Here is a 24,044-nt window from a genome sequence, read left to right as displayed (position 1 = left end):
GATGCTGGGTTCAGCCAAGGAGCAGTCGTCCAAACGGGACGCGCTCGATGACCCTCGGAGGTATCTCGTGAAGCTGTACGTGGACACCAAGGCGAAGCAGGTGACGGTGTCGAAGGACCCGGAGCCGAAGAACGACCAGAACGGCAACCAGCGGTCGGAGAAGAACACTGGCCGGCCCATGTGGTCCACCCAGGTCTTCGTTCTCGACGAGACGGGCGGTGAGGTCATCACCATCACCACGGCGGGTGAGAAGCCGGGCGTGATGGTGGGGCAGCTCATCGAGGTCGAGCAGTTGGAGGCCATTCCGTGGGCGACCAACGGGCGCAACGGCGTCGCGTTCCGTGCGATCTCGCTGAAGCCGAAGGCTGGTTCGGCGGCCAAGTAGTCCTTCCACAGCGTGCTGTGTGAAGCCTCGTGGTGTCTCGCCTGAAGCGGCCTGAGGTCCGCTGATCAACTGAAGAACGGTCCGGGAGTGGTTCCGACTCCTACGCTCCCGGCCCGGTCACCACCTGTGGTGGTGGCATCCCCGCAAGAGCTGGCGCGGGGTCGGTCCGACTCCTACATCTGCCGACCCCGTGCCCTCCAACTCATCCACCCTCGCAAGGGAGGACTCGTCGTGTCCAAGTCTAGCCCTCGCCGCCCCTTCGGCGGCAGAAGCAGCGGAACGGTGACGGTCATCGAGGCCCAGGTTCACCGCTCCTCCGCGCGGAACGCCCGGCTGGCGTTCATCCTCACGGCGGTCATCGTCGGCCTTCTCTCGGCCGTGGTGGCCGCTTCCTACATCCACCCCATCCTCGCCCTGTTCCTCGGTGCCCTCATCGGCGTCCCCCTCGGCGGGATCGTCTGGGTCCTCGTTCGGATTTGGCCGGTGCTGCGGCTGCTGTGGTGGTGGACCCCCGAAATCGGGATCACCGCCTTCCTCGGCGCTGGCTGGATCCAGCTGGCCAACCACACCACCATGCCCGTCACTGCGGCGGTCGTCGCCCTGGTCGTCGGCGTCCCGGCTGCTGTGCCGGTCATCCGCCGCACGGTGTTCGGGTGGGCCATGTGCCTGTTCGTGCGGCACCGGCTGCGCGTGTGCTTCGCGCAGTTCATCATCGCCAACCGCTCCGGCAGCCTGCCGCTGATCCTGTGGGCCAAGCCCACCCCCGTCGGCGAGCGGGTCTGGGTCTACCTGCGCCCCGGCCTGTCCCTAGCCGACCTGGAAGGGCGTCTCGACCGGATCGCGGTCGCCTGCCACGCCTCCACCGCCCTGGTCGAGCGGGCCTCGGACGGTAACGCCGCCTACCTGCGGTTCGACATCAAACGCCGCGAGGTGCTCACCGCCAACGTGGGCTCCCCGCTGGTCGACGTCATCAACCCTGACAGCACTCCGGCAGCCGAGCGGATCACCGGCACCGTGCCGACCGCCCTGGACCTGCCCGACGTCGACGTCCCCACCGTCTCCCTGCCGACGCAGGGCAAGCCGGCCGCCAAGAAGCCGGCCACCACCGCCAACGGCAGCAAGCCCGCGGCTTCGCCCTCGGCTCCCGAGGACGACGTCTCCGACTGGATCTAACCCCAACACCAACCGGACGCGGAGAGCCCTGCGGGCTCGTTCGTGTGGCTCTCCGCGCCCACCAAGCCCAAGGAGGGCACACCTATGACCACCACGACACCCGCCCCGACCGCCGGCATACCGGTGGGGCCTGGCCTGTCGATGTTCGACCCCATCTTCGTCGGCATCGACGAGTTCGGTCAGCACGTGAACATCACCCTCGCCTACCGCAACCTCCTCGCCGGCGGCGAACCCGGCGGAGGCAAATCCGGACTGCTCAACACCATCGCCGCCCACGCCGCCCTCAGCGTGGACTCCCGGCTCGTGCTGCTCGACGGCAAGCTCGTCGAACTCGGGCAGTGGGAGGACTGCGCGGACGCGTTCATCGGCCCCGACATCACCGCCGCCCTCGACGTCCTCAAGCGGCTCCAGGTCGTCATGAACAACCGATACGCCTGGCTACGCGCCCACGGGCGCCGCAAAGTCACCGCCGCCGACGGCCTGTCCGTCATCACCGTCCTGGTCGACGAAATCGCCTTCTACTCCGCCACCGTCGGCACCAAGCAGGAACAGGAAGAGTTCGTCGCCCTCCTGCGCGACCTCGTGGCACGGGGCCGCGCCGCCGGCATCCCGGTCGTGGCCGCCACCCAGCGGCCGTCCTTCGACATCATCCCCACCAGCCTGCGGGACCTGTTCGGCTACCGGGCCGCGTTCCGCTGCACCACACCCAACAGCTCAAACATCGTCCTCGGCCACGGGTGGGCCGAGCAGGGCTACACGGCCACCGACATCCAGCCCACCAACCAGGGCGCGGCCTACCTCATCGCCGAAGGCGGCACCCCGCAGCGGATCAAGGTCGCCTACCTCACCGACGCGCAGATCGCGGGGATCGCGGACTACGCGGCCTGGATCCGACGGCCCCGCCGGTTACCGGATCTCATCCCCGACCTCACTCGACTCGACCTGGGAGCAGCAGCATGAGTATCCCTGCGCCGGTATCGGATCACGAGTGCCACGAATACGCCGAGCTGGAAGACGCCGAGTACGGCGACCGCACTGACCGGCTGGAAGAAATCCAGTGGTGGCGGTGCACCTTCTGCGGCGACCTCTGGAAGCAAATCCTCTGCTCCGGCTTCACCGAACTGGCCGACAGCATCGTCTACGACAACCACCACCCCCGCGAGTGGCCGGCGCTCCCTGTCGTCGACATCTTCGCCGACGTCATCGCCGCTCGGGAGAGGGCAGACGGCACCCACACCTGCCGGGACCACCTGCTCATCGAGTGGCAGGCATACCTGCCGACGATCGGGGACCGCTACTACCTGCTCTGCTTCGTCTGCGGAAGCCGGGGACTGGTCATCTGGCCCGACGCCGACCCGCTGCCGCCCGCACCGCCCTACCCATTGCGGCGGCCGGCATGACCACCCGGGAACGGGCCTACGCCCGCGCCAACCAGCAGCGGGCCGCGCAGTACGCCGAAATCTGGATCATCGCCCAACCGGCGGAGATCGCCGCCATGGTCCAGGTCGCCTCCGCCAGCGGCCGACTCGTCTACGTCGGCCCGCCGCAGTCCATGGGGGGCGACGACACCCGCCACCGCCGCTACCTGCGGCTCCGCACTCAGTAATCGGCCGACAGGACCAGGTCATCGCCTGGCAGCAGAGCTGGTCCTGCCGACCACCAACCAACAGCCCTACCGAAAGGACGTGGCTGCCATGAAGGCTACCCAAAACCCGACCACCGAAGTCCAGGTCACACCCGCTGACCTGCTCCGGTGCGCTGCCCTCTACCTGCGCCGGCACGGCTGGCACCAGGGCACCTACTACAACAACCTCTTCCCCGCCGACTTCCCGACCCCGCCGGCCTGCGCCGTCGGGGCTATCGGCATCGCCTGCGCCGGACACCGCGTCGAGCACTTCTACGGCCTCGACCTGGACACCCAGGTCACCTTCCGCCAGACGGTCGGCGTCCTCACCACCTACCTCGACGACTGCGAGCCCATCTGCGTCATCGACGAGGACGGCTTCCTCGTCGACGAGCACACCTCGCCCTTCTCGTGGAACGACGACCCGGCGCGTACCGCCGAGCAGGTCATCACCGCCCTTGAGAAGGCCGCTGACGAGTGGGACCGCCTCCACACCCAGGGAGGCGAGAACCGATGAGCACCGTCAAGCCGACCTTGACACCCTGCGTCCCCCGTCGCAAGCGGCGGGATGTCGTCGAGAACGACGAGTTCGCGGCCTTCGCTCGCCGCATCATCCGCGCCCACGGCCGCCGCGTCGCCACCGGCGACGTCGAAGCCCTCCGCGACCTGGTCGCCCTCTCGGCCAACCTCGACGACGCCATCGGCGAAGCCGTCATCGGCCTCCGCGCCTTCGGCTACTCGTGGGCCGAGATCGGCCAGCGGCTGGGCATCTCCCGGCAGGCCGCCCAGCAGCGCTGGGGAGGCCAGCCATGACCACCACCTACGACCCGGCCGGCACTCGCACCGGCTTCCCGACCTACCCGTACCGGCTGGCCCCGGACGGCCTGGCCACTCGCCGGCAACTGCGTGCCGCCGGCCTCCGACCCGGAGGGCATGACCCGGTCGCGCAGATCCTCTGGCGGCGCGGCAAGCGCGTCGCCTACCTCTACCGCCTCGACCTCGCCGCACCCAAACGCACCGCCACCCCCGCCCAGCGGGACGCCATCGCCAAAGCCCTGCGCGCCCGGCGGACCTGCCGCCACTGCCAGCAGGTGAAGCCCTACTACATGCCCCGCCGTACCGGCTCCTGCCTCGACTGCACCCCGGGAGGTGCCCGATGACCACCGCCACCGTGAACCTCGCCGCTCAGGAGCGGATGACCCCCGACGACTACGTCGTGAATGCCCTCGCCGGCGACTTCGCCAGGCGCGGCCCCCTGTCCTTCGAGCGGTTCCTGTCCGGCTACTACGCCGAGAGCCTGCGCATCGTCCAGGAAGCCCACCTCGCCGACTGTGCCGTCCCCGACGGCCAAGGCTGCAACACCTGCGCCGGTATTCGCGTCGGCCTCGCCGGCTTGGCCGCCGAACAACGTGCCGTCACCTCCGGGGAGGTGACCACCGATGCCGGGCACTGACCGCACCACCGGCACCCGCGTCGAGGGTGTCGTCCTGGTCCTCATCCTGCTCACCGTCGCCGGCTTCGCCGGTGCCGCCTCGTTCACCCACGTCAAGGACTGGACCCTCGCCAACTCCCCGGCTGGGACCGGGGAGTGGTTCGGCTGGGCCAACGCCGTCATCTCCGAACTCGTTCCCATCGCCTCCCTGTTGACCATCCGCCGTCGCCGCCGGGCCGGCGCTCCAATCGGCTACCCGCTGTTCCTGCTCATCGCCGCCGCCGGCCTGTCCCTGGCCGCACAGTTGGCGGTCGCCAAGGCCGGCCCGTCCGGATGGCTGCTCTCGGCCGTTCCGGCCCTGGCCTTTATGGCCCTGGTGAAGCTCGTCCTCGCTCCTGCCCCTGTGCGGGAGGACACCAGGCCGCCGGCTGAACCGGCCGCACCGATCCGCGTCCAGGTGGCCGAGGAGGTCACCACCGAACCGCCGGCCGCCATCACCCCGGCACCCGAACCGGCACCCATCCCGGCCGCTGAGCCAGCCACCACACCGGCTGTGGTCGAGCCGGAGCCTGTCACCGTGCCGGCCCCGGAGCCGGTCGACGTCCCTACCCACCTGCTGCCCATGGCCCGGTTCGCGGCCGTGCAGCACGAACAGTCCACCGGAACCCCGATCACGCCAGCCGAGCTGGCCGACCGGCTCGACGTCGCCCCGGCCGTCGCCGGGCAACTCCTCACCACCATCGCTGGTGGTGCTCGATGACCATCTACCTCGTCGACATCGTGCACACCCTGCACACCTGCCCCGTCGAACCCGAGCCGCACCCGTACGACACCCGCCGCGTGCTCGTCGACGTCACCCCCGGCGGCCCTTGCCGGGCACCGGTCACCATCCGCTGCGGCGGACAGACCGTCACGGTTCCCTGCCATCGGCACGAGCCGGCCAAGCGCCAATGCGGCGCCTGCCGGGTCATCGTCACCGAACGCACCATCACCAACCACCACCCGTCTGGGGTGGCGGCTTGATGGCCTCGACGCTGGACCTCACCCCCCGCGCTTCGGCCCGGGGGGTGGGCTCGAACGCCGACACCATCGTCTACGGCTACACCGCCGCCGGCTCCGCCTTCGAACGCGCCACCCAACCCGACTACTTCGGCTGGCTCGAACACGTCCGCCCCGCCGCCGGCTGCACCCGACCCATCCGGCTCGCCGGCCAGCTCCTCACCGTCGACCCCGCCACCGGCCGCGTGCTTGGCCAGCGGCACACCGACGGGATGCCCGACTCGGTCATCTACACCGCCTGCGGAAACCGCCGCGCCACCGTCTGCCCCTCCTGCGCCCACACCTACCAGCGCGACGCGTTCCAGCTCCTGCGCGCCGGCCTGGTCGGCGGCAAGGGCGTTCCGGAGTCGGTCGCCGAGCATCCAGCGGTCTTCGCCACGTTCACCGCACCGTCGTTCGGGCCGGTCCACGCCCGCGTCGTGCGCAAGCACACCTGCGGCAACCGCAAGCGCTGCGACTGCCGCGCCGAGCCGTGCCACGCCCGCCGCGCCACCGACCCCGCCGCCGGCCTCTGCCCCCACGGCCGGCCCGCCGTCTGCTGGGCACGCCACGAGCCCGGCGACGCCGTCCTCGGCCAGCCGCTGTGCCTCGACTGCTACGACCACGACCACCAGGCCGTCTGGAACCTATTCTCCGGCGAACTGTGGCACCGCACCAAGCAAGCCGCGGAACGCTACCTAACCAAACTCGCCCGCCGACGCGGCATCCCCCGCGTCGAGATCGTCACCGCCTCCGGCAACACCCGCAAGGTCGCCCCAGTCCGGCTCTCGCCCGGGAAGGTCGCCGAACTTCAAGCCCGGGGAGCGGTCCACTTCCACGCCATCGCCCGCCTCGACGGCGTCAACGCGCTCGACCTTGACGCGGTCGTCCCCCCGCCGGCTGAGTTCACCGTCGCCGACCTCGTCGACGCGCTCCGCCACGCCGCCGAACAGATCGCCTTCCACACCCCAAGCCACCCCGACCGGCCCGAGGGCTGGCCGATCGCCTGGGGAGACCCGTCCAAGGGCCTCGACATCCGGCCCATCAGCACCAGCGGGAACGGTGAGGTCACCGATGGCATGGTCGCCGGCTACCTTGCCAAGTACGCCACAAAGAGCACCGAGGCCACCGGGCACACCTCCACCCGCCTGACTGCGGAAACCATCGGCGACTACGCCGACCCCGACGGCGACCACACCGCCCGCCTCATCGACGCCTGCTGGCGCATCGGCCGACCCACCGGCACGCCCATGCCGCTCTCGCAGCGGCCCCGCGAGCCTCGGCCCCGGCCCGGCTTCGTCCAGCGCTGGGAGTGCCCCGACTGCGGCACCCACACCCGCTACGCCGCCTGCCCGGTCTGCGTCGCCACCCGTCAAGCCGCCCTTGACGCTGAACCGACGAAACCAGCGACGGCCAACCCGTACGCCCGGCTACGGCGGTGGGCGCACATGCTCGGCTACGGCGGCCACTTCCTCACCAAAGGCCGCCGCTACTCGGTCACCTTCCAACTCCTACGCGACACCCGCATCGCGTACCGGCGGCACGAGGACCAGGCCCACGAGCACCCCACCGCCGGCGGCCCACCCGCCGACCAACTCGGCGAGGACACCACGCTCATCGTCGGCACCCTCACCTTCGCCGGCGTCGGCTGGCACACCACCGGAGACGCACTCCTCGCCAACACCGCCGCCGCCCTCGCCCGAGAGCGACGAACCACCGGCCGCGAAGAACTCGTGCACGAACTCGGCACCAACCCGGCCGACGCTGCGCCGGCTGCCGCTTGATCCCTGTCCCGCCACACGAGGAAGGCCAACTGTTGGACAACCCCTCTCCGATCACTCCTCGCGTGCTGCGCGTCGAGGAAGCCGCCCGAGCGCTCGGCATCGGCCGCTCGCTCACCTACGACCTGATCCGCTCCGGCCGGCTGCGCTCCTTCAAGGTCGGTAGCCGCCGCCTCATCCCCGCCGCCGCTATCGACGAGACGATCAACATGCTCACGGAAGAAGCCGCCTGATGCCCAAGCAGCCCAAGCCCCGCCAGACCAACGCCCGCCGCAACCCCAACGGCGAAGGCTCCATCTATCAGCGCTCCAGCGACGGTCGCTGGGTCGGACAGGCATACGTCCTCGCCACCGACGGCACCCGCAAACGCAAGTTCGTCTACGGGGCCACCTGGGAGGAAGCACACGCCAAGCTCGTCGAGCTGAAATCACGATCACAGCGCGGCATCCCCGTGCCCGACCGGGCCTGGAAGCTCGCCGACTATCTGCCCTACTGGCTGGCGGCCTATGTCACCGACCTCAAGCCCACCACCGCCCGTGGCTACGAGAGCGCCGTCCGGCTGCACCTGATCCCGGCACTCGGCACCAAACGCCTCGACGGCTTGCAGGTCCAGCACGTCAAGGCGTTCATGGACGACTTCCGGCGTAAGTGCCTTTGCTGCACCAACGGCCTCGACAAGATCCGCCCTGCTGACCGGCGGTGCTGCTCGGTTGGCCGCTGCTGCCAGAGCTACCCCAGTGCGCGACAGATTCAGTTCGTGCATGCGGTGCTGCGCAACGCGCTCCAACACGCCATGCGCGAGGAGCTGGTGTCCCGCAACGTCGCCAAGCTCGTCCGGATTCCCTCGCCCCGCTACAAGGTCGGCAAGGGGCTGTCGGTCGACCAGGTGCGCAAGATCCTCGCCGCCTCCGCTGGACATCGACTCCACGCCCTCTACGTCGTGGCCGCCACGATGGGCTTGCGGCGCGGTGAACTTGTCGGGCTCCGCTGGTCGGACGTCGACCTGGACGAAGGCACCCTGCGGGTTCAGCAGACCGTCCAGCGGGTGGCGGGACAGCTCCACGTCCTGGACGCCAAAACCGAGGACTCCGAGGCGGTGTTGCCGCTGCCTGAGGTCACCTGGCTCGCTCTGCTGGAGCACCAGGAGCGGCAGCAAGCCGAGCGAGCCGCGCTCGCCGAGGTCTGGAAAGACCACGGCTTGGTCTTCCCCTCCGAGCGGGGCACCCCGTTGGAGCCGACCAACCTCAGCCGCTCGTTCGCTCGGCTCCGGGAGGCCGCCGGCCTGCCCGGTGTCCGCCTGCACGACCTGCGGCACACGGTCGTGTCCCTGTTGATGGAGCTGGGCGTCCCGCCGCACGTCGTCCAGGCCATCGCCCGGCACGCGGACGTGAAGATCACGCTCAAGGTCTACGCTCACGCCAACCTTGACGCGATGCGTCAGGCGCTCGGCAAGCTTGACGGGCGGCTGTCATGACCCGCGTTGCTGTCAGCGTTGCTGTCATCCGGCCGTCTCGTGGCGGCCACCGCCACGAAATGCCTGGTGGAATTGGAGCCCCCGGCCGGGATCGAACCGGCGACATCTCGCTTACAAGGCGAGTGCTCTGGCCAGCTGAGCTACAGGGGCGCGTGGTGCCGTGGTCAGCATAGCGACTGAGGCCCGGAAATCCCGTTCCGCAGGGCTCCCGAGCACGGAAAACGTCAATTTCGTGACCTCGACGCCGACGTATCGACACCGGGCCGCCCGACAGCCGTGGGGATTGATGCCTCGGCGTGCCCGACTGACCGGAATGTGTATGCGGTCCGTCCCATCCCACGCACCCCGTCTTGGCACGATCGGAAAACCCGTTTACCGTGCAGTGACACGGACGACACCTCCGGTCCGCCTCGGCTGCCTGGGGTGACCGCCCGTTGGCCGGCACCGTGGGTGCCGGTCGCTCCTTCCACTCGGATCGTCCGGCACGTTCCTGCCGGTGAAAGGAAGCGCTCCACCATGGCTACGGTCACCTACGCGAAGGCGTCCCGGATCTACCCGGGCACCGAGCGCCCCGCCGTCAATAAGCTCGACCTGGAGATCGGCGACGGGGAGTTCCTCGTCCTGGTCGGCCCGTCAGGTTGCGGCAAGTCCACCAGCCTGCGGATGCTCGCCGGCCTCGAGGACGTCGACGACGGCGCCATCTACATCGACGACCGGGACGTCACCCACCTGCCGCCGAAGGCCCGCGACATCGCGATGGTCTTCCAGAACTACGCGCTCTACCCGCACATGACGGTGTACGAGAACATGGCGTTCGCGCTCAAGCTGCGCAAGACCTCGAAGTCGGAGATCGACCGGCGGGTCAAGGAGGCGGCGGCGCTGCTCCAGCTCGAGGACTTCCTCAACCGCAAGCCGAAGGCGCTCTCCGGTGGTCAGCGCCAGCGGGTCGCCATGGGCCGCGCGATCGTCCGGGAGCCGCAGGTCTTCCTCATGGACGAGCCGCTGTCGAACCTCGACGCCAAGCTCCGGGTGCAGACCCGTACGCAGATCGCGTCGCTCCAGGCCAAGCTGGGCGTCACCACCGTGTACGTGACCCACGACCAGGTCGAGGCCATGACCATGGGTCACCGGGTCGCGGTCATGCTCGACGGCGTCCTCCAGCAGGTGGACACCCCGCGGGCGCTCTACGACACCCCGGCCAACGTCTTCGTCGCCGGCTTCATGGGCTCCCCGGCCATGAACATCAAGACGGTGCCGCTGACCGAGCAGGGCGCCGAGTTCGCCGAGATGCACGTGGCGCTGACCCGCGAGCAGGTCGAGGCGGCCAAGGCCGAGGGCGGCGACGGCAAGGTCACCGTCGGTTTCCGGCCGGAGGACTGCGACCTGGTCAGCCCGACCGAGGGCGGCATGCCGGTCGTGGTCGAGCTGGTCGAGGACCTGGGCTCCGACGCCAACGTCTACGGCCACGCCGCGCTCGGCGGCAGCTCCGAGCGGTTCGTGGTGCGGACCGACCGCCGCACCATGCCGAACATGGGTGACACCGTGTTCGTCAAGCCGCGCCAGGGCCGCAGCCACGTCTTCCACGCCGCCACCGGCAGCCGGATCTGACGTACGTAAAAGGGGCGGTCCGCCACGGCGGACCGCCCCTTTTCGCGTCTTCCGGGAAGGGCGTCAGACCTCGACGGCGCGGCGCCGGGCGACCTCGGCGAGGGTGACCGCGGCGGCGACGCTGGCGTTGAGCGACTCGACGTCGGAGACCATCGGGATGCGCACGGTCAGGTCGCACGTCTCGCCGACCAGCCGGGACAGCCCGCGGCCCTCCGAGCCGACCACCACGACCAGCGGGCCGACCGCGGCCTCCAGGTCGTACAGGTCGGTCTCGCCGTCGGCGTCCAGGCCGACCACCACGAAGCCGGCGTCCTTGCACGCCTTCAGCGACCGGGTCAGGTTGGTGACCTGGGCGACCGGCACCCGCGCGGCCGCGCCGGCGCTGGTCCGCCAGGCGGTCGCGGTGATCCCGGCCGCCCGCCGCTCGGGTACGAAGACGCCCTGCGCGCCGAACGCCGCGGCGGACCGGATCACCGCGCCGAGGTTGCGCGGGTCGGTGACCCCGTCCAGCGCGACCAGCAGCGGGCACGCCTGCTCCAGCGCCGCCGCCATCAGGTCCTCGAACGGCTCGTACGCGAACGGCGGGACCTGGAGGCCGACGCCCTGGTGCAGCACCCCGCCGGTCATCCGGTCCAGCTCGGCCCGGCTGACCTCCAGGAGCGCGATGCCCCGGTCGGCGGCCGTCCGGATGATCTCGTTGACCCGGTCGTCGATGTCGATGCCCTGCGCCAGGTAGAGGGCGGTGGCCGGCACCTGGGCGCGCAGCACCTCGAGCACCGGGTTCCGTCCGACCAGCAGCTCCGGGCTGTCCTTCGCCGGGTTGGACCGGCGGCCCGGGGCGACCCGGGGACCGCCCCGGGCGGCCGGCTTGCCCTTGCCACCCTTCACCGGGACGCCGGCGCGGCTGCCCTTGCCCCAGGTGGTGTCCTTGCTGCCCGGCTGGCCGATCTTGGGGGCGCGCCCCTCCTCGGCCGCCGAGCGGCGCTCCTTCTCCTGCTTCCAGGCGGTGCGCTGGGGCAGCTTCTCGGTGCCCGAGTATGCCTTGTGCCAGGGTCGCTCGTCGGCGGGCAGGGTGCGGCCACGGCCCGCGAGGGCGTCCCGCCCCTTGCCGCCGGAGCCCTTCGGCGCACCAGCCTTCGGCGTCAGCCGTCGGCCACGGCGCTGCGAGTTGCCGGCCATCAGTCCTGCTCTCCAATAGTCCAACGGGGGCCCTGGGGGGTGTCCTCGACCACCACGCCGGCCTGCTTGAGCTGGTCGCGTACGGCGTCGGCGGCGGCCCAGTCCTTGCGGCTGCGGGCCTGGGCGCGCTGCTCCAGGGCCAGCGCGATCAGGGAGTCCACCACGCCGCGCAGGTCGCTCGCGCGGCCACCGCCGGTCCAGGCCGGGTCCAAGGGGTCGACGCCGAGGATATCCAGCATCGCCCGGGCGGCGGCCAGGGTCGTGCGGACGGTCACATCGTCGCCGGCGGCCAGCGCGCTGTTGCCGTCCTTGACCACCTCGTGCAGCACGGCCAGGGCGGCCGAGGTGTTGAGATCGTCGTCCATCGCGGCGGCGAAGCCGGCCGGCATTTCGCCGCGCTGCCCGCCGCCGACCCGCTCGGCCGCGCGCTGCACGAAACCCTCGATCCGCCGGTACGCGACGGCGGCGTCGCGCAGCGAGTCCTCGGAGTAGTCGATGCGGGACCGGTAGTGCGCGGCGACGTAGTAGTAGCGCAACTCCACCGGGCGCACCCCGAGGGACGCCACGTAGTCCAGGTCGAGGGTGTTGCCCAGCGACTTGCCCATCTTGGCGCCGCCGATGCTGAGCAGCCCGTGGTGCACCCAGTAGCGGGCGAACGCCAGGTCGGCCGCCTGCGACTGGGCGATCTCGTTCTCGTGGTGCGGGAAGGTCAGGTCGAGCCCGCCGCCGTGGATGTCGAACTCCGCGCCCAGGTAGCGCCAGCACATCGCCGAGCACTCGATGTGCCAGCCGGGCCGGCCCCGGCCCCACGGCGACGGCCAGTACGCGTCCGCCGGCTCGTCCGGCTTGACGCCCTTCCACAGGGCGAAGTCGCGCGGGTCGCGCTTGCCCCGCTCGGGTGTGTCCCCGGCAGGCTGCATGTCCTCCGGCGACTGCCCGGACAGCGACCCGTACGCCGGCCAGGAGGCCACGTCGAAGTAGACGTCGCCGGAGCCGTCGGTGGCCGGGTAGGCGTGCCCGGTCTCGATCAGCCGGGCGATCAGCTCGTGCATCTCCGGGATGTGCCCGGTGGCCCGCGGCTCGTAAGTCGGCGGCAGCACGTTCAACGCCCGGTACGACTCGCCCAGGATCTGCTCGTTGGCGTACGCGATCGACCAGAACGGCCGCTCCTGCTCCACCGCCTTGACCAGGATCTTGTCGTCGATGTCGGTCAGATTGCGGATGAAGGTCACCTCGAAGCCGGAGGCGAGCAGCCAGCGCCGCAGCACGTCGTAGTTGACGCCGGAGCGAAGGTGGCCGATGTGCGGCGGGGCCTGGAGGGTGAGACCACACAGGTAGACCCCCACCTTGCCGGTTTCCCGCGGGACGAAGTCCCGCACCGATCGGGCGGCGGTGTCATACAGGCGTAGCGTCACCGTACAAGGGTAGCCGTCCGCGACATTTCGAGGTTGTGCGGAGCCGGTCGTACGCTGCGTGCTGTGGACACGGCGGCACGGGCGGGAGAGACGGCCCAGACCCTGGACCGGGGGCTGCGCCTGCTGCACCTGGTCGCGGACGCGCCCGGCGGACTGACGGTCACCGAGGCGGCGAACCGGCTGGGCATCGGCCGGGCGGCGGTCTACCGGCTGGTCGGCGCGCTGACCGGGCACGGCATGCTGCGGCGCGACGGTGCGGGCAAGCTCCGGCTCGGTGCGGGCGTGCTGCACCTGGCCCGCCGCGCCCAACCACTGCTCGCCGAGGGCGCCCTGCCGGCGCTGCGGCGGCTGGCCGAGCAGAGCGGGGCGACGGCCCACCTGACCGTGGTCGAGGGAGGTGAGGGGGTCGCCCTCGCGGTGGTGGAGCCGAGCTGGACGTCGTTCCACGTGGCGTACCGGACCGGGTCCCGGCATCCGCTGGAGCGGGGCGCCGCGGGGCGGGCCATCCTCGCCGGCCGGTCGGGCGCCGCCGGCCCGGTGAGCACCAGCGGCGAACTGCAGTCCGGGGCGTACGGAGTGGCCGCGCCGGTGCTCGGCGTGCCCGGGTTGGAGGCGAGCGTCGGCGTGGTGTCGCTGGCCCCGCTCGACGTGGCGGTGGTCGGCGAGCAGGTCACCGTCGCCGCCCAGGCGATCGCCACCGCCCTCGCCTGACGCTGCCTGGCCCCGCCTGATCGGCGAAGCGGCGGTATCCCCCGGGTCGGATACCGCAAGGTCAGCGACCCGGGGGCCGGACACCGCCGAACCGGCGACAGAGCCGGGAGCCCCCGGAATGAAGGCGGTGGCCACCCAGGGGCCCCTAGCACAAAGTGCGGGCGGTGTGGCGGTTGTCTACAGGGCGGGGCAGCGAGACCGGCCACGGTTGTCCACAGGGATGTCCCTCGCCCGCGCTGCGCCGCCAGGCTTGTTCCCATGCCTCCTCATCCGCACCGGCCGGCCGAGTTGGCCTGGCAGGTCTTCCGTGGCTCGGACGTGGTCCAGCGTGGGCTGCTGACCCGGCATCAGCTCCGGGGCGCATCCTGGCTCCGCATCCGGCACGACGTCTACGCCGACGCCCGGTTCGACCGTGACCACGCGCTGGCCTGCCGGGCCGCCCTGATCCGGCTGCCGCCGGGCACGCTGATCGCCGGGCCCTCGGCCGCGTACCTGCACGGCGTGACGCACGCCGCTGGTTTCGCGGACGACGTGCACGTTCTGCTGCCGCCGATGGCCCGTGCCGACTCCCAGCCTGGCATCCGGGTCCATCGCATCCGTCCGGACGTGTCCCCCACCTGCGCAGGCCTCGTCATCGCCGGCAGCGCCACCGCCGGGGTGCCGGGCACCGCCAGCAGCAGCGCCGACCGGACACAGATCGCCGCCACGACCACTGGGCAGACGAGCGCCCGAAGCCGCACCGCGGACCAGACGAGCACCTCTGGCCGCACCACCGACCAGACGAGCATCGCCGCCGGTCGGACGAGCACCGCGAGCATCGCCGCCGGTCGGATCGACAACGCCAACCGGTCCATTCCGACGTCGGCGCGCGCCACCTCCGTTCGACCGGTCAGGCGGGCTGCCCCGCCCGTCGCCCGTCGGGCCGGTCAGGTCGGAGCAGACCCGATTCGCCCTGGCCGTTCGTCCTGGGTGCCGCGCAGCGGCCCGGCGGCGTGTGCCTGGGAGACTGCGGTGTGGGCCGACCCGGTGCGGGCGGTCGGCATCCTCGACGCGCTGCTGGCTCAAGGCATGGTCAGCCGGAGCACACTCGCCGACACAGCGGACCGCAACGCTGGACGACCCGGTGGCCGACGCGCGAGTTGGGTGTTCGGGTTGGCGGATCCGGCGGCGCAGTCACCGCCGGAGTCGCACCTACGGGTCCGCCTGGTGCTGGCCGGGTTGCCGCGACCGGTCGCGCAGCACCCGGTCCGGTTCGACTCCGGGCTGGTCCTGCATCCTGATCTGGCCTGGCCGCAGTTCCGGGTCGCCGTCGAATACGACGGCACGTGGCACGCCGACGCCGACCAGCTGCACCGCGACCGGCAACGGCTCAACCAGTTCGTCGGTGGCGGCTGGCTGGTGCTGCACGTGACCAGCCACCGCCTGCACCGGGATTTCCCCGCCGTGGTCCGCGAGGTCCGGGCCGCGCTCGTCGCCTAGGGGGGCGAGCGTGAGATGCGCCGAAACGTCGATGTGGCGGTATCCCGGGCACCTGGATACCGCCACATCGCCGACACGGTCCACGGTCGCGGACCCGGCGCGGGCCCCGCGGCGGGAGGGTGCGGCTGAGGGCCGGGGGACGAGTCAGGGGCGGGCGAGGAGGTCGAGGAGGAGGTCGGGGAGGTCGGCGAGCGTGGGCACCTCGGCGTCCGGGGTCAACCCGGGGGGGCGGGGCAGGCCGGCCCGGTTCAGCCAGACGGCGCGCAGTCCGACGCGCTGCGCCGCCACCACGTCGTGCTCTGGCGAGTCCCCGACGTACACGATCCGCTCGGGCGGCAGTCCGGCCGCCGTCACCACGGCGGCGTAGAACTCCGGCGCGGGCTTCTTCGGCAGGCCGTTCTCGTGCGCGTACAGCTCGAAGGTGCACTGGCCGGCGAGCCCGCAGCGTTCGGCGCGGCTGTTGCCGTTGGTGGCCAGGCCGAGCAGGTGCCGCGGGCGCAGCGCGGCCAGCGCGGGCACCGCGTCCGGGAACGGCCGGCTCAGCGCGAAGCGGCGGGCGAAGAAGAGCGCGGCGAACTCGTCCAGGTGCTCGTCGAGGCCGGCCCGGGCCAGCGACCGGGCCAGCGCAGCCCGGCGGATCTCCTGCACCGGCGCGGCGCTCAGCGCGCCGAACACCGCACCCCAGTCCGACTCCAGGTCCGCCAGGGAGACCCCCGCGGCCGCCGGGGCCCACCGCCGCATCTCCTCGAGTACGGCCACCAGCGCGCCGGTGACCGCCGGGCGCAGGTCGATCAGGGTCTCGTCGGCGTCGAAGACGACCGCGGTACGCGGTTCGCTCACCGCTCGCCGGCCAGCGCCGGCTCGGTCGGGGCCGGCGGGACCGCCTCCGGCGTGCGCAGCTCGTCCAGCCGGACCAGGGCGACCCCGACCACGATCAAGGCCCCGCCGAGCAACTGGACAGCCGTCGGCAGTTCGGCCAGCACCAGCCAGGCGATCAGCACCGCGAACATCACCTCGGTCAGCCCGACGAAGGAGGACAGGCGCGCGCCGAGCAGCCGGGCTCCCGCGACCCCGGCCAGATACGCGACCACCGCGGCGATCAACGACAGCCCGGCGATCGGCACCAGCCAGCTCACCTGGTGTCCGGCGAAGGTGACGTCGGCGGTGTCGGCCCGCAGCGGCAGCAGCCGGGCCATGCCGAGCAGGGCGAGTGCCAGCGCGCCGATGGCCATCCCGCCGCTCGCCATCACCACGGACGGCAGCGCGGCGTCGACCCGACCGGCGATGACGTAGTAGCCGGCCAGCCCGACCCCGGCGCCAAGCCCCCAGAGCACCCCGATCGGGTCGAGCCGTCCGGCGCCGGTCAGGTCCAGCACGAACACGAGCCCGCCGAGCGCGGTCAGCGACCCGATCACGGTGAGCAGTCGGGGCCGCTGGCCGTGGACCAGCCACATCCAGCCGACCACCAGCACGATGCCCAGATACTCCAGCAGGAGCGCGACACCGACCGGCAGGTAGCGGACCGCGTTGAAGAAGCACGCCTGGGCCACCGCCACCCCGAGCAGTCCGAACACGACGATCGTGCCGGCGTTGCGCCGCAGCACCGGCCACCGCCCGCGCAGCGCCAGCAGCGCCGGCACGGCCAGCACCAGCGCCGCGATGCCGACCCGGGCCAGCACCACCGCCTCGGCGGACCAGTCGCCGGCGATCAGGGAACGGGCGAAGGTGCCCGAGGTGGCGAACGTGAGCGCGGAGAGCAGGGCCAGGCCGAGGCCGACGCCGGACCGTTCACGCATCGACAGCTCCTTGATCGAACGACCGGTCATTGGTGAAACATGGTTATGCTGATGACGCTAGGCCGGCATCCTGACAGGAGTCAAGTTGCTATTCGCCCATGACACCGAGTGTGGCCTGGTCGCCGCCGCAGGACTGGTGAACACCGCCGGGCCGGACCGGGAGGGCCTGCCCGACGTGCCCGCCCTCGACGAGTTCATCGCCGCGCACGGCTGGACCGGCCGGCACGAGCACACCGACGCGGAGCTGCGCGAGGTCCGCGCGCTGCGCCCCCGGCTCCGCCGGATCTGGTACGCCGACACCGACGAGGTGGTGGCCATCGTCAACGGGCTGCTCCGCGAGTCGCACGCGCTGCCCCAGCTCATCCGGCACGACGGCGAGCCGTACCACCTGCACGCCGTGCCGCGCGACGCGCCGCTGGCGACCCGGATCGCCGTCGAGGCCGCCATGGCGATGGCCGACCTGGTCCGCACGGGTGAGCTCAGCCGGCTACGCCTGTGCGACCACCCGGACTGCGACAAGGTACTGGTCGACCTCTCGAAGAACCGGTCCCGCCGGTTCTGCGACACCGGCTGCGGCAACCGTGCGGCGGTGAGCGCCTACCGAGCCCGCAAGGCGGCGGCCCACTCCTGACCGGCCGGCACGATCCGGAGCCCCGGTCAGGGGTGGGTCATCCGGAGCAGGTCCAGGGCCTCGTCGAGCTGGGCCTCACTGAGCTTGCCCGAGGCGACGTGTCCCCGGGAGAGCACCACCTCCCGGATCGACACCTGCCTGGCCAGCGCCTCCTTGGCGATCGAGGCGGCCTCGTCGTAGCCGAGGTGGCGGTTGAGCGGGGTGACGATCGACGGTGAGCCCTCGGCGTACGCCAGACAGACCTCGGCGTCCGCGACCAGGCCGACCACCAGGCGGTCGGCGAAGAGGCGGCTCGACGCGGCCAGCAGCTTGATCGACTCCAGTAGGTTGCGGCCCATCACCGGGAGCATCACGTTCAGCTCGAAGTCGCCCTGCGAACCGGCGAACGCGACGGTGGCGTCGTTGCCGATGACCTGTGCACAGACCTGCCGCATCGCCTCGGCGACCACCGGGTTCACCTTGCCCGGCATGATCGACGAGCCGGGCTGGAGATCGGGGATGCGCAGCTCCCGCAGGCCGGCCCGGGGGCCGGAGCCCATCCAGCGGATGTCGTTGGCGATCTTGTACAGGCCGACCGCGATGGTGCGGAGCTGGCCGGAGGTCTCCACCAGCGCGTCCCGCGCACCCTGCGCCTCGAAGTGGTTGCGCGCCTCGGTCAGCGGCAGCCCGGTCGACTCGCGCAGCTTCTCGATCACCCGGCCCGCGAAGCCGAGCGGGGTGTTGATGCCGGTGCCGACGGCGGTGCCGCCGAGCGGGAGTTCGGCCAGCCGCGGCAGCGCGGACTCCAGCCGCTCGATGCCGTAGCGGACCTGGGCGGCGTACCCGCCGAACTCCTGGCCCAGGGTGACCGGGGTGGCGTCCATCAGGTGGGTACGCCCCGCCTTGACCACGGTCTCGAACTCGGCTGCCTTCTCCTCCAGCGCCCCGGCCAGGTGCTTCAACGAAGGGATCAGATCCTCCACCACGAACTGGGTGGCGGCCAGGTGGATCGACGTCGGGAACACGTCGTTGCTGGACTGCGAGGCGTTGACGTCGTCGTTCGGGTGCACGTTCCGGCCCAGCTCCCGGCTGGCCAGCGTGGCGATCACCTCGTTGGCGTTCATGTTGGACGACGTGCCGGAGCCGGTCTGGAAGACGTCGACCGGGAACTGGTCGTCGTAGCCGCCGTCGGCCACGTGCGCGGCGGCGGTGGTGATCGCCTCGGCCACGTCCGCCCCGATCACCCCCAGCTCGCCGTTGACCTGGGCGGCGGCCCCCTTGATCTGCGCCAGCGCCTTGATCTGGGCCGGTTCCAGGCCCCGCCCCGAGATCGGAAAGTTCTGCACCGCACGCTGGGTCTGCGCCCGCCACAACGCCTCGGCTGGGACCTCCACCTCGCCCATCGAGTCGCGTTCGATCCGGTAGCCGGTCGCCTCTGGAGTCGTCACGCGTACCATCCTGCCGCGCGGGTCGCCGACTCGCAGCGAAAGCTCCGCCCGCGCCGGCCCCGGGGCTCAGCCCAGCTCGGCCAGCAACTGCTCGGTACGCCGCTGGTCCGGCGACTCGATCTGACGGAACAGGGCCAGCGCCCGGCTCGCGTGCGTGCGGGCCTGCTGCGGGTCGGTGTCGCGCAGACAGCGGGCGATGCCGTCCAGCGCCTTGGCCTGCTCGTAACGGACTTTCAGCCTGGTGGCGTCCGCCAGCACCCGGCGGTGCAGGTCGAGCGCGCTCGCCACGTCCCCCTGGTCGAGGATGGCCTGTGCCAGCAGGTTCCGCGAGGCGCACTGCCCGATCCGGTCCCCCACCTCCATCATCTTCACCAGCGCGTCCCGGTGCAGCGAGGCGGCCGCCTCGGGCCGCCCGGCGTGGCGCTCGATCAGGCCGAACTCGTTGAGCACCTCGCCCACGCCCACCTGGTTGCCCGACTTCCGCTTGAGGCGGAGCCCCATGCGGAGCAGCCGGCGGGCCGGCTTCCCGTGGCCCAGGCGATTCCGGATCATCCCCAGGTGGGCGATCGCGTGGGCCAACTGCCGGGCGTCGTCGACCTGCCGGGCGAGCAGGAGATGCCGCCGGCTGATCCGCAGCGCCTCGTCGTACCGGCCGGCCATGAAGTGGGCGAAGGACAGGTTGTTCAGCAGGACGGCCATGGCAGCAAGATCGTCCGGTCCCTGGAACATGGCCCGCGCGGCCGCGAAGCACTCCGCGCCGCGGCGGGCGTCACCGTTGATCGTGTGGGAGACGCTGAGGTTGCCAAGCGTGTTGCGTACCTCGTGCGGGAGCCCCAGTCGGCGCCAGAGGTCGACGGCCGTCTCCATCAGGTCGATGGCCTCCGCGAACCGGGCCCGCCGGAAGTACGCCGAGGCGAGGTAGTTCAGCATCGTCGCGAGCGCCTCGTCGTCGCCCAGGCTTTCGGCAGCCCGCCGGCCGACGTCGTGCATCTCGATCAGCTCGTCGAGGTGACCACCGTCGAACTGGGCCCGCCAGCTCGCCCGGGCGAGCTGCCAGCAGTGCCGGAGGAACCCCTCGGCCGCGGCCAGCCGGGCCAGCGCCGGCAGCAGCGCCCGGTTCTCGTCGAACCAGCTCCGCCCCTGGGCGACCGAGGCGGCGACCAGGTCGGGACGGGACGGTTCAGGCAGCCGCAGGGCCAGCCGGCTGGTCGCCCACTCGATCTGACGAGCCAACTCGGCGGCCACATACAGGTGGTGGTCCAGGAGCCGGCGCAGGGCGTCCCGCCGTTCCTCGGCCCGGTCCGGCTCGGCGAGCAGGAGCCGGGCGTACTCCCGGATGAGGTCGTGCAGCCGATACCGGCCCGGCTCCGCTTCCTCGGTGAGGTGGGCGTCGACCAGTTCGTCCAGCACATCCTGAACCTCGTAGACGGACAGATCCGCGAGGGCGGCGGCCACCCGGTTGTCGAACCGTACGCCGGGGTGCAGCCCGAGCAGCCGGAACATCCGTTGCGCGCCGGGCGGCACCTGGGCGTACGACAGGGCGAAAGCCTGCCCCACCGACCGGTCCCCAGCCGCGAACTCGGCCAGCGGGTTCCGCCCACCGGCCAGGCGCTCGGCCAGGTCCGCGATCCGCCAGGCGGGACGGTGGGCCAGGCGGGCGCCGGCCAGCCGGATGGCCAGCGGCAGGTGACCGCAGCGGCGGGCCACCTCGGCGGCGGCGTCCGGTTCGGCGGCGACCCGCTCCGGGCCGGCGATCCGGGCGAGCAGCTCGACCGCCTCGCCGGGCGCCAGCACCGGCAGCGACGAGGGCCGCCCGTCGTCGAGCCCGATCAGCCGACGTCGGCTGGTGATCAGGACCAGATTGTCCGGCCCGTTGGGCAGCAGCGGCGCCACCTGCGCGGTGTCGGCCGCGTTGTCGAGCACCACCACGGCTCGCCGGTTGGCCAGCTCGCTGCGCCACATCGCCAGCCGGTCGTCCAGTTCGAGCGGCACTCGCTCGGGCGGCACGCCGAGCTGGCGGAGCAGCATCGCCACCGCCGCCGCCGGGGTCAGCGGGCTGCGCTCGCTGTGCCCGTGCAGGTCGAGGAAGAGCTGCGCGTCGGGATAACGGTCGCCGAGCACGGCCGCGACGTGCACGGCCAGGGTGGTCTTGCCACTGCCGGCCATCCCGTCGATCAGCTGGATCCGGGCCCCGTCCTCCTCGATCTCCCGTACCAGCCGGGCCACCGTCTCCTGCCGCCCGGTGAAGTCGCCGATCGCCCGGGGCAGCGAGCGGACCGGCAGGGTGAGGCGACTCTCCTGGCCACCGAACGCCAGGTCGCCCGCGAGCACCCGCTGGTGCAGCTCCTGCAACGCGGCACCGGGCTCGATGCCCAGCTCCTCGGCGTAGATGCGGCGGCCCTCACGATAGACGGCGAGGGCGTCCGCCTGCCGGCCGACCGCGGACAGGGCGAGCATGAGCTGGCCGCGCAGCCGCTCCCGCAGCGGATGCCGGTCCACGCTCTCGGTCAGCTCGTCGATCAGGTCGGCTGCCCGGTGCAGACGCAGTTCGACGTCGACGCACTCCTCCAGGGTGGCGATGCGCTGCTCGTCGAGGGCCAGTGCCCGGCGCCGTACGCGCCGGCTGGCGATGCCGCTCAAGGCCGGGCCGCGCCAGAGCGCGAGCGCGGTCCGGTAGTGCCGGCGCGCCTCGGTCGGCTGTCCGCCGGCCACCGCGGCCCGACCGGCCTCGACCGCACGGGCGAAGACCTCCGCGTCCAGATCGGCCGGATCGATCCGGATGCCGTAGCCGACCGGGTCGGTGACGATGGTCTCCGCGGGCAGCCCGAGCAGGGCGAGCCGCTGCCGCAGTCGCGACACGCAGATCTGGAGCTGGGCGCGGGCGGTGGCCGGGGGGCTCTCCTCCCAGACCGCGTCGACCAGCTCCTCGACGGACACCACCCGGCCGGCACGCAGCAGCAGCATGGCGAGCACGGTCCGGTCCCGTCCCGCGGTGACGGTGGCCTCGCCACCACCCACCCGCAGGGGCCCCAGGATCCCGAACCGCATCTGCTCCCCGTACGCCTTCCTGTGCAACTTCCAGCAGGGTAGCCCGACGGTCACAGATTGCCGCGCCCGGACGATAGCGATGTGATAGCGGATCGACAGCGCCAGCCCGCAGACTCGTCACGGTTGTCGGTGACGACATCCGACGGGGGCGGTGCGCCCGTCCGGGCGCGCTTTCCGGGCGGGCGCACCGATGTCGCCATGCACCTGACGACGGGTGAGCGCCGGACCCGAGGCCCCGTTGCTCGACGAACTTAAGATCATCACATCATTGCGCATCTCACTCGGAGGCTTCATGTCGATTCGACACGGGGGATCGGCGCGGCGGGCGGCCACGACGGCCGGCGCTCTCCTACTGGCCACCGGCGGCCTGTTGGCCGTGACCGGGCAACCAGCGGCGGCGATGGTCGACTACGTCACCCCGGCCAGCGTCGCGTGGACCGACGCCCGCCAGCCGACCAGGTCCTTCTCCCCTTCCGGCGACACCGTTCCGGTCGGCACCTGGGAGGCCGACGGGGCCAAGCACACCGCCCGGGCCTACTTCACCTTCGACCTGACGCCCTACCGAGGGCAGCGGGTCGTCTCGGCCCGCGCCATCACCGGGGAGTCGAAGGTCAACGACTGCGACAAGCCGCGCGAGATCGAGCTGTGGCGGACCGACCCGCCCACCACCGCCCCGACCTGGAACACCGCGCCGAACGTACGGGAGAAGGTGGCGGACATCGCCTACCCCGACCTGCCCTGCGGAAGCAGCTTCATCGGGGTGATGATCACCGAGGCGGTGCGCCAGGCGGTGGCGGACGGGCAGGACCAGCTCACGCTGATGGCGCGGATCGGCGACGACCACGAGGAGAGCAAGCACTACGGCCGCCGGATCAAGAACGTCGGCATCTCCCTAGACCACAACACCCCGCCGAACGTTCCCGACCAGCTCATGGTCGACGGCACGGCGTGCGATAGCCCGCTAATGATCCGTAACACCAGGCCGACACTCCGGGCCAGTGTCTCCGACCCGGACGTCAACGAGACCGGCGGCCACGACCAGGTGGCGGCGACCTTCGCCTGGTGGCCGGTCGACCGGCCGGCCGAGCGGACGGAGGCGACCCTCGACGGTCAGTCCAGCCCGTCCCGGTACGTTTACCAACTCCCGGCGGGCAGGCTCATCCACGGGAACACCTACGCCTTCTCGGTGCGGGCGTCTGACCAGCACGACAGCTCGGACTGGTCGCCGGAGTGCCGGTTCACCGTCGACACGGAGGCGCCGGCTGCGCCGACCGTCACCTCCACCGACTACCCGGCCGGAGGCGATTCGGAGGCCGGCGGGCCCGGCATCCCGGGCAGCTTCACCTTCACCGCCGACGCCGACGACCTGGCGGGCTTCAGCTACGGCGAACCCGGTTTGAGTTCGCACTTCGTCCCAGTGGACCCGTCGGGCCGGTCGGCGACGGTGAGCTACGCACCGATGCTGCACGGACCGAGGCGGCTCGTCGTGCAGAGCGTCGACAAGGCCGGGAACTCCTCCGAGGACACGGTCTACGAGTTCCGGGTCCGCTTCACCGCGCCGACGATCACCGACGAGGACCCGGAGGCACCGGCCGGTACGCCACGTCGGATCACCTTCGCGCCGGGCATGGGGAACGTCGTCGAGTACACCTACCGGCTCAACGAGGGCGAGGAGATCACCGTCCGCGCCGACGCGGACGGCATCGCACGGGTGACCATCACGCCGGAAGTCTCCGACGTGTACTTCCTGTACGTCCGCAGCCGGACCGCGGACGGATTGCCCTCGGCCGAGGCCTGGACCTTCTTCTGGGTGCCGGAAGCGGGGTGACGACAAAAGGGGCGC

Annotated in this window: 25 protein-coding genes and 1 tRNA gene; 19 read left to right on the top strand and 7 right to left on the bottom strand. The window is 71.6% G+C overall.

From position 1 onward, the window contains the following. Nucleotides 1-67: 67 nt before the first annotated feature. From ACGF4F_RS17105 to ACGF4F_RS17040, 14 genes are all read left to right on the top strand, one after another. Entirely contained in the window at nucleotides 68-385 is a 318-nt protein-coding gene (locus tag ACGF4F_RS17105; protein WP_124811937.1) for a hypothetical protein, read from the top strand. A 282-nt stretch (nucleotides 386-667) separates the two neighbouring features. Further along, entirely contained in the window at nucleotides 668-1,558 is an 891-nt protein-coding gene (locus ACGF4F_RS17100; protein ID WP_393078265.1) for a hypothetical protein, read from the top strand. 84 nt (nucleotides 1,559-1,642) lie between these two features. Continuing rightward, nucleotides 1,643-2,518, top strand: a complete 876-nt coding sequence (locus ACGF4F_RS17095) for an FtsK/SpoIIIE domain-containing protein (RefSeq protein ID WP_393078262.1) — start codon at nucleotides 1,643-1,645, stop codon at nucleotides 2,516-2,518. Beyond that, a complete protein-coding gene (locus tag ACGF4F_RS17090; RefSeq protein ID WP_393078259.1) occupies nucleotides 2,515-2,958 on the top strand; it encodes a hypothetical protein in 444 nt (147 codons plus the stop codon). Before ACGF4F_RS17095 ends, ACGF4F_RS17090 begins: the two co-directional genes overlap by 4 nt. Beyond that, nucleotides 2,955-3,164, top strand: coding sequence for a hypothetical protein (locus ACGF4F_RS17085; RefSeq protein WP_393078256.1), 210 nt, complete (start codon nucleotides 2,955-2,957; stop codon nucleotides 3,162-3,164). The genes ACGF4F_RS17090 and ACGF4F_RS17085 overlap by 4 nt, the downstream gene beginning before the upstream one ends. Nucleotides 3,165-3,252: 88 nt before the next feature. Next, complete coding sequence (locus ACGF4F_RS17080; RefSeq protein ID WP_393078253.1) at nucleotides 3,253-3,699, top strand: hypothetical protein; 447 nt, start codon at nucleotides 3,253-3,255, stop codon at nucleotides 3,697-3,699. Beyond that, a complete protein-coding gene (locus tag ACGF4F_RS17075) occupies nucleotides 3,696-3,995 on the top strand; it encodes a hypothetical protein (RefSeq protein WP_393078251.1) in 300 nt (99 codons plus the stop codon). The genes ACGF4F_RS17080 and ACGF4F_RS17075 overlap by 4 nt, the downstream gene beginning before the upstream one ends. Then, complete coding sequence (locus ACGF4F_RS17070) at nucleotides 3,992-4,342, top strand: RRQRL motif-containing zinc-binding protein (RefSeq protein WP_393078248.1); 351 nt, start codon at nucleotides 3,992-3,994, stop codon at nucleotides 4,340-4,342. Before ACGF4F_RS17075 ends, ACGF4F_RS17070 begins: the two co-directional genes overlap by 4 nt. After that, a complete protein-coding gene (locus tag ACGF4F_RS17065) occupies nucleotides 4,339-4,635 on the top strand; it encodes a hypothetical protein (protein WP_393078245.1) in 297 nt (98 codons plus the stop codon). The genes ACGF4F_RS17070 and ACGF4F_RS17065 overlap by 4 nt, the downstream gene beginning before the upstream one ends. Beyond that, nucleotides 4,622-5,374 carry a hypothetical protein gene (locus ACGF4F_RS17060; RefSeq protein ID WP_393078242.1) on the top strand — a complete coding sequence of 251 codons (753 nt, stop codon included), beginning with the start codon at nucleotides 4,622-4,624 and terminating at the stop codon, nucleotides 5,372-5,374. The genes ACGF4F_RS17065 and ACGF4F_RS17060 overlap by 14 nt, the downstream gene beginning before the upstream one ends. Further along, a complete protein-coding gene (locus ACGF4F_RS17055; RefSeq protein ID WP_393078239.1) occupies nucleotides 5,371-5,637 on the top strand; it encodes a hypothetical protein in 267 nt (88 codons plus the stop codon). Before ACGF4F_RS17060 ends, ACGF4F_RS17055 begins: the two co-directional genes overlap by 4 nt. Next, nucleotides 5,637-7,436, top strand: a complete 1,800-nt coding sequence (locus ACGF4F_RS17050; protein ID WP_393078236.1) for a replication initiator — start codon at nucleotides 5,637-5,639, stop codon at nucleotides 7,434-7,436. The genes ACGF4F_RS17055 and ACGF4F_RS17050 overlap by 1 nt, the downstream gene beginning before the upstream one ends. A 62-nt stretch (nucleotides 7,437-7,498) precedes the next feature. Next, a complete protein-coding gene (locus ACGF4F_RS17045) occupies nucleotides 7,499-7,666 on the top strand; it encodes an excisionase family DNA-binding protein (RefSeq protein WP_393078233.1) in 168 nt (55 codons plus the stop codon). Beyond that, nucleotides 7,666-8,907, top strand: a complete 1,242-nt coding sequence (locus ACGF4F_RS17040) for a tyrosine-type recombinase/integrase (RefSeq protein WP_393078230.1) — start codon at nucleotides 7,666-7,668, stop codon at nucleotides 8,905-8,907. The genes ACGF4F_RS17045 and ACGF4F_RS17040 overlap by 1 nt, the downstream gene beginning before the upstream one ends. 73 nt (nucleotides 8,908-8,980) lie before the next feature. Here the strand turns inward: ACGF4F_RS17040 and ACGF4F_RS17035 are convergent. Then, nucleotides 8,981-9,057 (bottom strand) — tRNA-Thr (locus tag ACGF4F_RS17035). Nucleotides 9,058-9,423: 366 nt separating this feature from the next. Between ACGF4F_RS17035 and ACGF4F_RS17030 the strand changes: the two genes are divergently transcribed. Then, nucleotides 9,424-10,515: a sn-glycerol-3-phosphate ABC transporter ATP-binding protein UgpC gene (locus ACGF4F_RS17030; RefSeq protein WP_357439680.1), complete on the top strand. Its 1,092-nt coding sequence runs from the start codon at nucleotides 9,424-9,426 to the stop codon at nucleotides 10,513-10,515. 63 nt (nucleotides 10,516-10,578) lie between these two features. Here ACGF4F_RS17030 and rlmB read toward each other — a convergent pair whose 3' ends face one another. Beyond that, entirely contained in the window at nucleotides 10,579-11,694 is a 1,116-nt protein-coding gene (rlmB, locus tag ACGF4F_RS17025) for a 23S rRNA (guanosine(2251)-2'-O)-methyltransferase RlmB (RefSeq protein ID WP_393078227.1), read from the bottom strand. Next, the gene (gene cysS, locus ACGF4F_RS17020; RefSeq protein ID WP_357439675.1) at nucleotides 11,694-13,109 is read right to left on the bottom strand and encodes a cysteine--tRNA ligase; all 1,416 of its coding nucleotides are present in this window, start codon (nucleotides 13,107-13,109) and stop codon (nucleotides 11,694-11,696) included. Before cysS ends, rlmB begins: the two co-directional genes overlap by 1 nt. Before the next feature lie 63 nt (nucleotides 13,110-13,172). Between cysS and ACGF4F_RS17015 the strand changes: the two genes are divergently transcribed. Together ACGF4F_RS17015 and ACGF4F_RS17010 are read left to right on the top strand one after the other, a co-directional pair. Continuing rightward, nucleotides 13,173-13,820, top strand: a complete 648-nt coding sequence (locus tag ACGF4F_RS17015) for a helix-turn-helix domain-containing protein (protein WP_357439672.1) — start codon at nucleotides 13,173-13,175, stop codon at nucleotides 13,818-13,820. A gap of 258 nt (nucleotides 13,821-14,078) precedes the next feature. Beyond that, complete coding sequence (locus ACGF4F_RS17010) at nucleotides 14,079-15,299, top strand: hypothetical protein (RefSeq protein WP_393078223.1); 1,221 nt, start codon at nucleotides 14,079-14,081, stop codon at nucleotides 15,297-15,299. Nucleotides 15,300-15,443: 144 nt separating this feature from the next. Here ACGF4F_RS17010 and ACGF4F_RS17005 read toward each other — a convergent pair whose 3' ends face one another. Together ACGF4F_RS17005 and ACGF4F_RS17000 are read right to left on the bottom strand one after the other, a co-directional pair. Then, nucleotides 15,444-16,139: an HAD family hydrolase gene (locus tag ACGF4F_RS17005; RefSeq protein ID WP_393078220.1), complete on the bottom strand. Its 696-nt coding sequence runs from the start codon at nucleotides 16,137-16,139 to the stop codon at nucleotides 15,444-15,446. Then, nucleotides 16,136-17,095, bottom strand: a complete 960-nt coding sequence (locus tag ACGF4F_RS17000) for an EamA family transporter (RefSeq protein WP_357439663.1) — start codon at nucleotides 17,093-17,095, stop codon at nucleotides 16,136-16,138. The genes ACGF4F_RS17005 and ACGF4F_RS17000 overlap by 4 nt, the downstream gene beginning before the upstream one ends. Nucleotides 17,096-17,180: 85 nt before the next feature. Between ACGF4F_RS17000 and ACGF4F_RS16995 the strand changes: the two genes are divergently transcribed. Then, the gene (locus ACGF4F_RS16995; RefSeq protein ID WP_357439660.1) at nucleotides 17,181-17,726 is read left to right on the top strand and encodes a CGNR zinc finger domain-containing protein; all 546 of its coding nucleotides are present in this window, start codon (nucleotides 17,181-17,183) and stop codon (nucleotides 17,724-17,726) included. 26 nt (nucleotides 17,727-17,752) lie between these two features. Here ACGF4F_RS16995 and ACGF4F_RS16990 read toward each other — a convergent pair whose 3' ends face one another. Both ACGF4F_RS16990 and ACGF4F_RS16985 read right to left on the bottom strand, forming a co-directional pair. Then, a complete protein-coding gene (locus ACGF4F_RS16990; protein WP_357439657.1) occupies nucleotides 17,753-19,162 on the bottom strand; it encodes a class II fumarate hydratase in 1,410 nt (469 codons plus the stop codon). A gap of 57 nt (nucleotides 19,163-19,219) precedes the next feature. Further along, nucleotides 19,220-22,201 carry a BTAD domain-containing putative transcriptional regulator gene (locus ACGF4F_RS16985; protein WP_357439741.1) on the bottom strand — a complete coding sequence of 994 codons (2,982 nt, stop codon included), beginning with the start codon at nucleotides 22,199-22,201 and terminating at the stop codon, nucleotides 19,220-19,222. 292 nt (nucleotides 22,202-22,493) lie between these two features. Here ACGF4F_RS16985 and ACGF4F_RS16980 point away from each other — a divergent pair, with 292 nt between their 5' ends. After that, the gene (locus ACGF4F_RS16980; protein ID WP_393078215.1) at nucleotides 22,494-24,029 is read left to right on the top strand and encodes a hypothetical protein; all 1,536 of its coding nucleotides are present in this window, start codon (nucleotides 22,494-22,496) and stop codon (nucleotides 24,027-24,029) included. Nucleotides 24,030-24,044 lie beyond the last annotated feature (15 nt).

This window comes from Micromonospora sp. NPDC047740 (genome assembly GCF_043204735.1).
Lineage (GTDB): Bacteria > Actinomycetota > Actinomycetes > Mycobacteriales > Micromonosporaceae > Micromonospora.
Note: the sequence above shows the minus strand (reverse complement) of the source record. Positions and strands in the feature narration are given on the sequence as shown.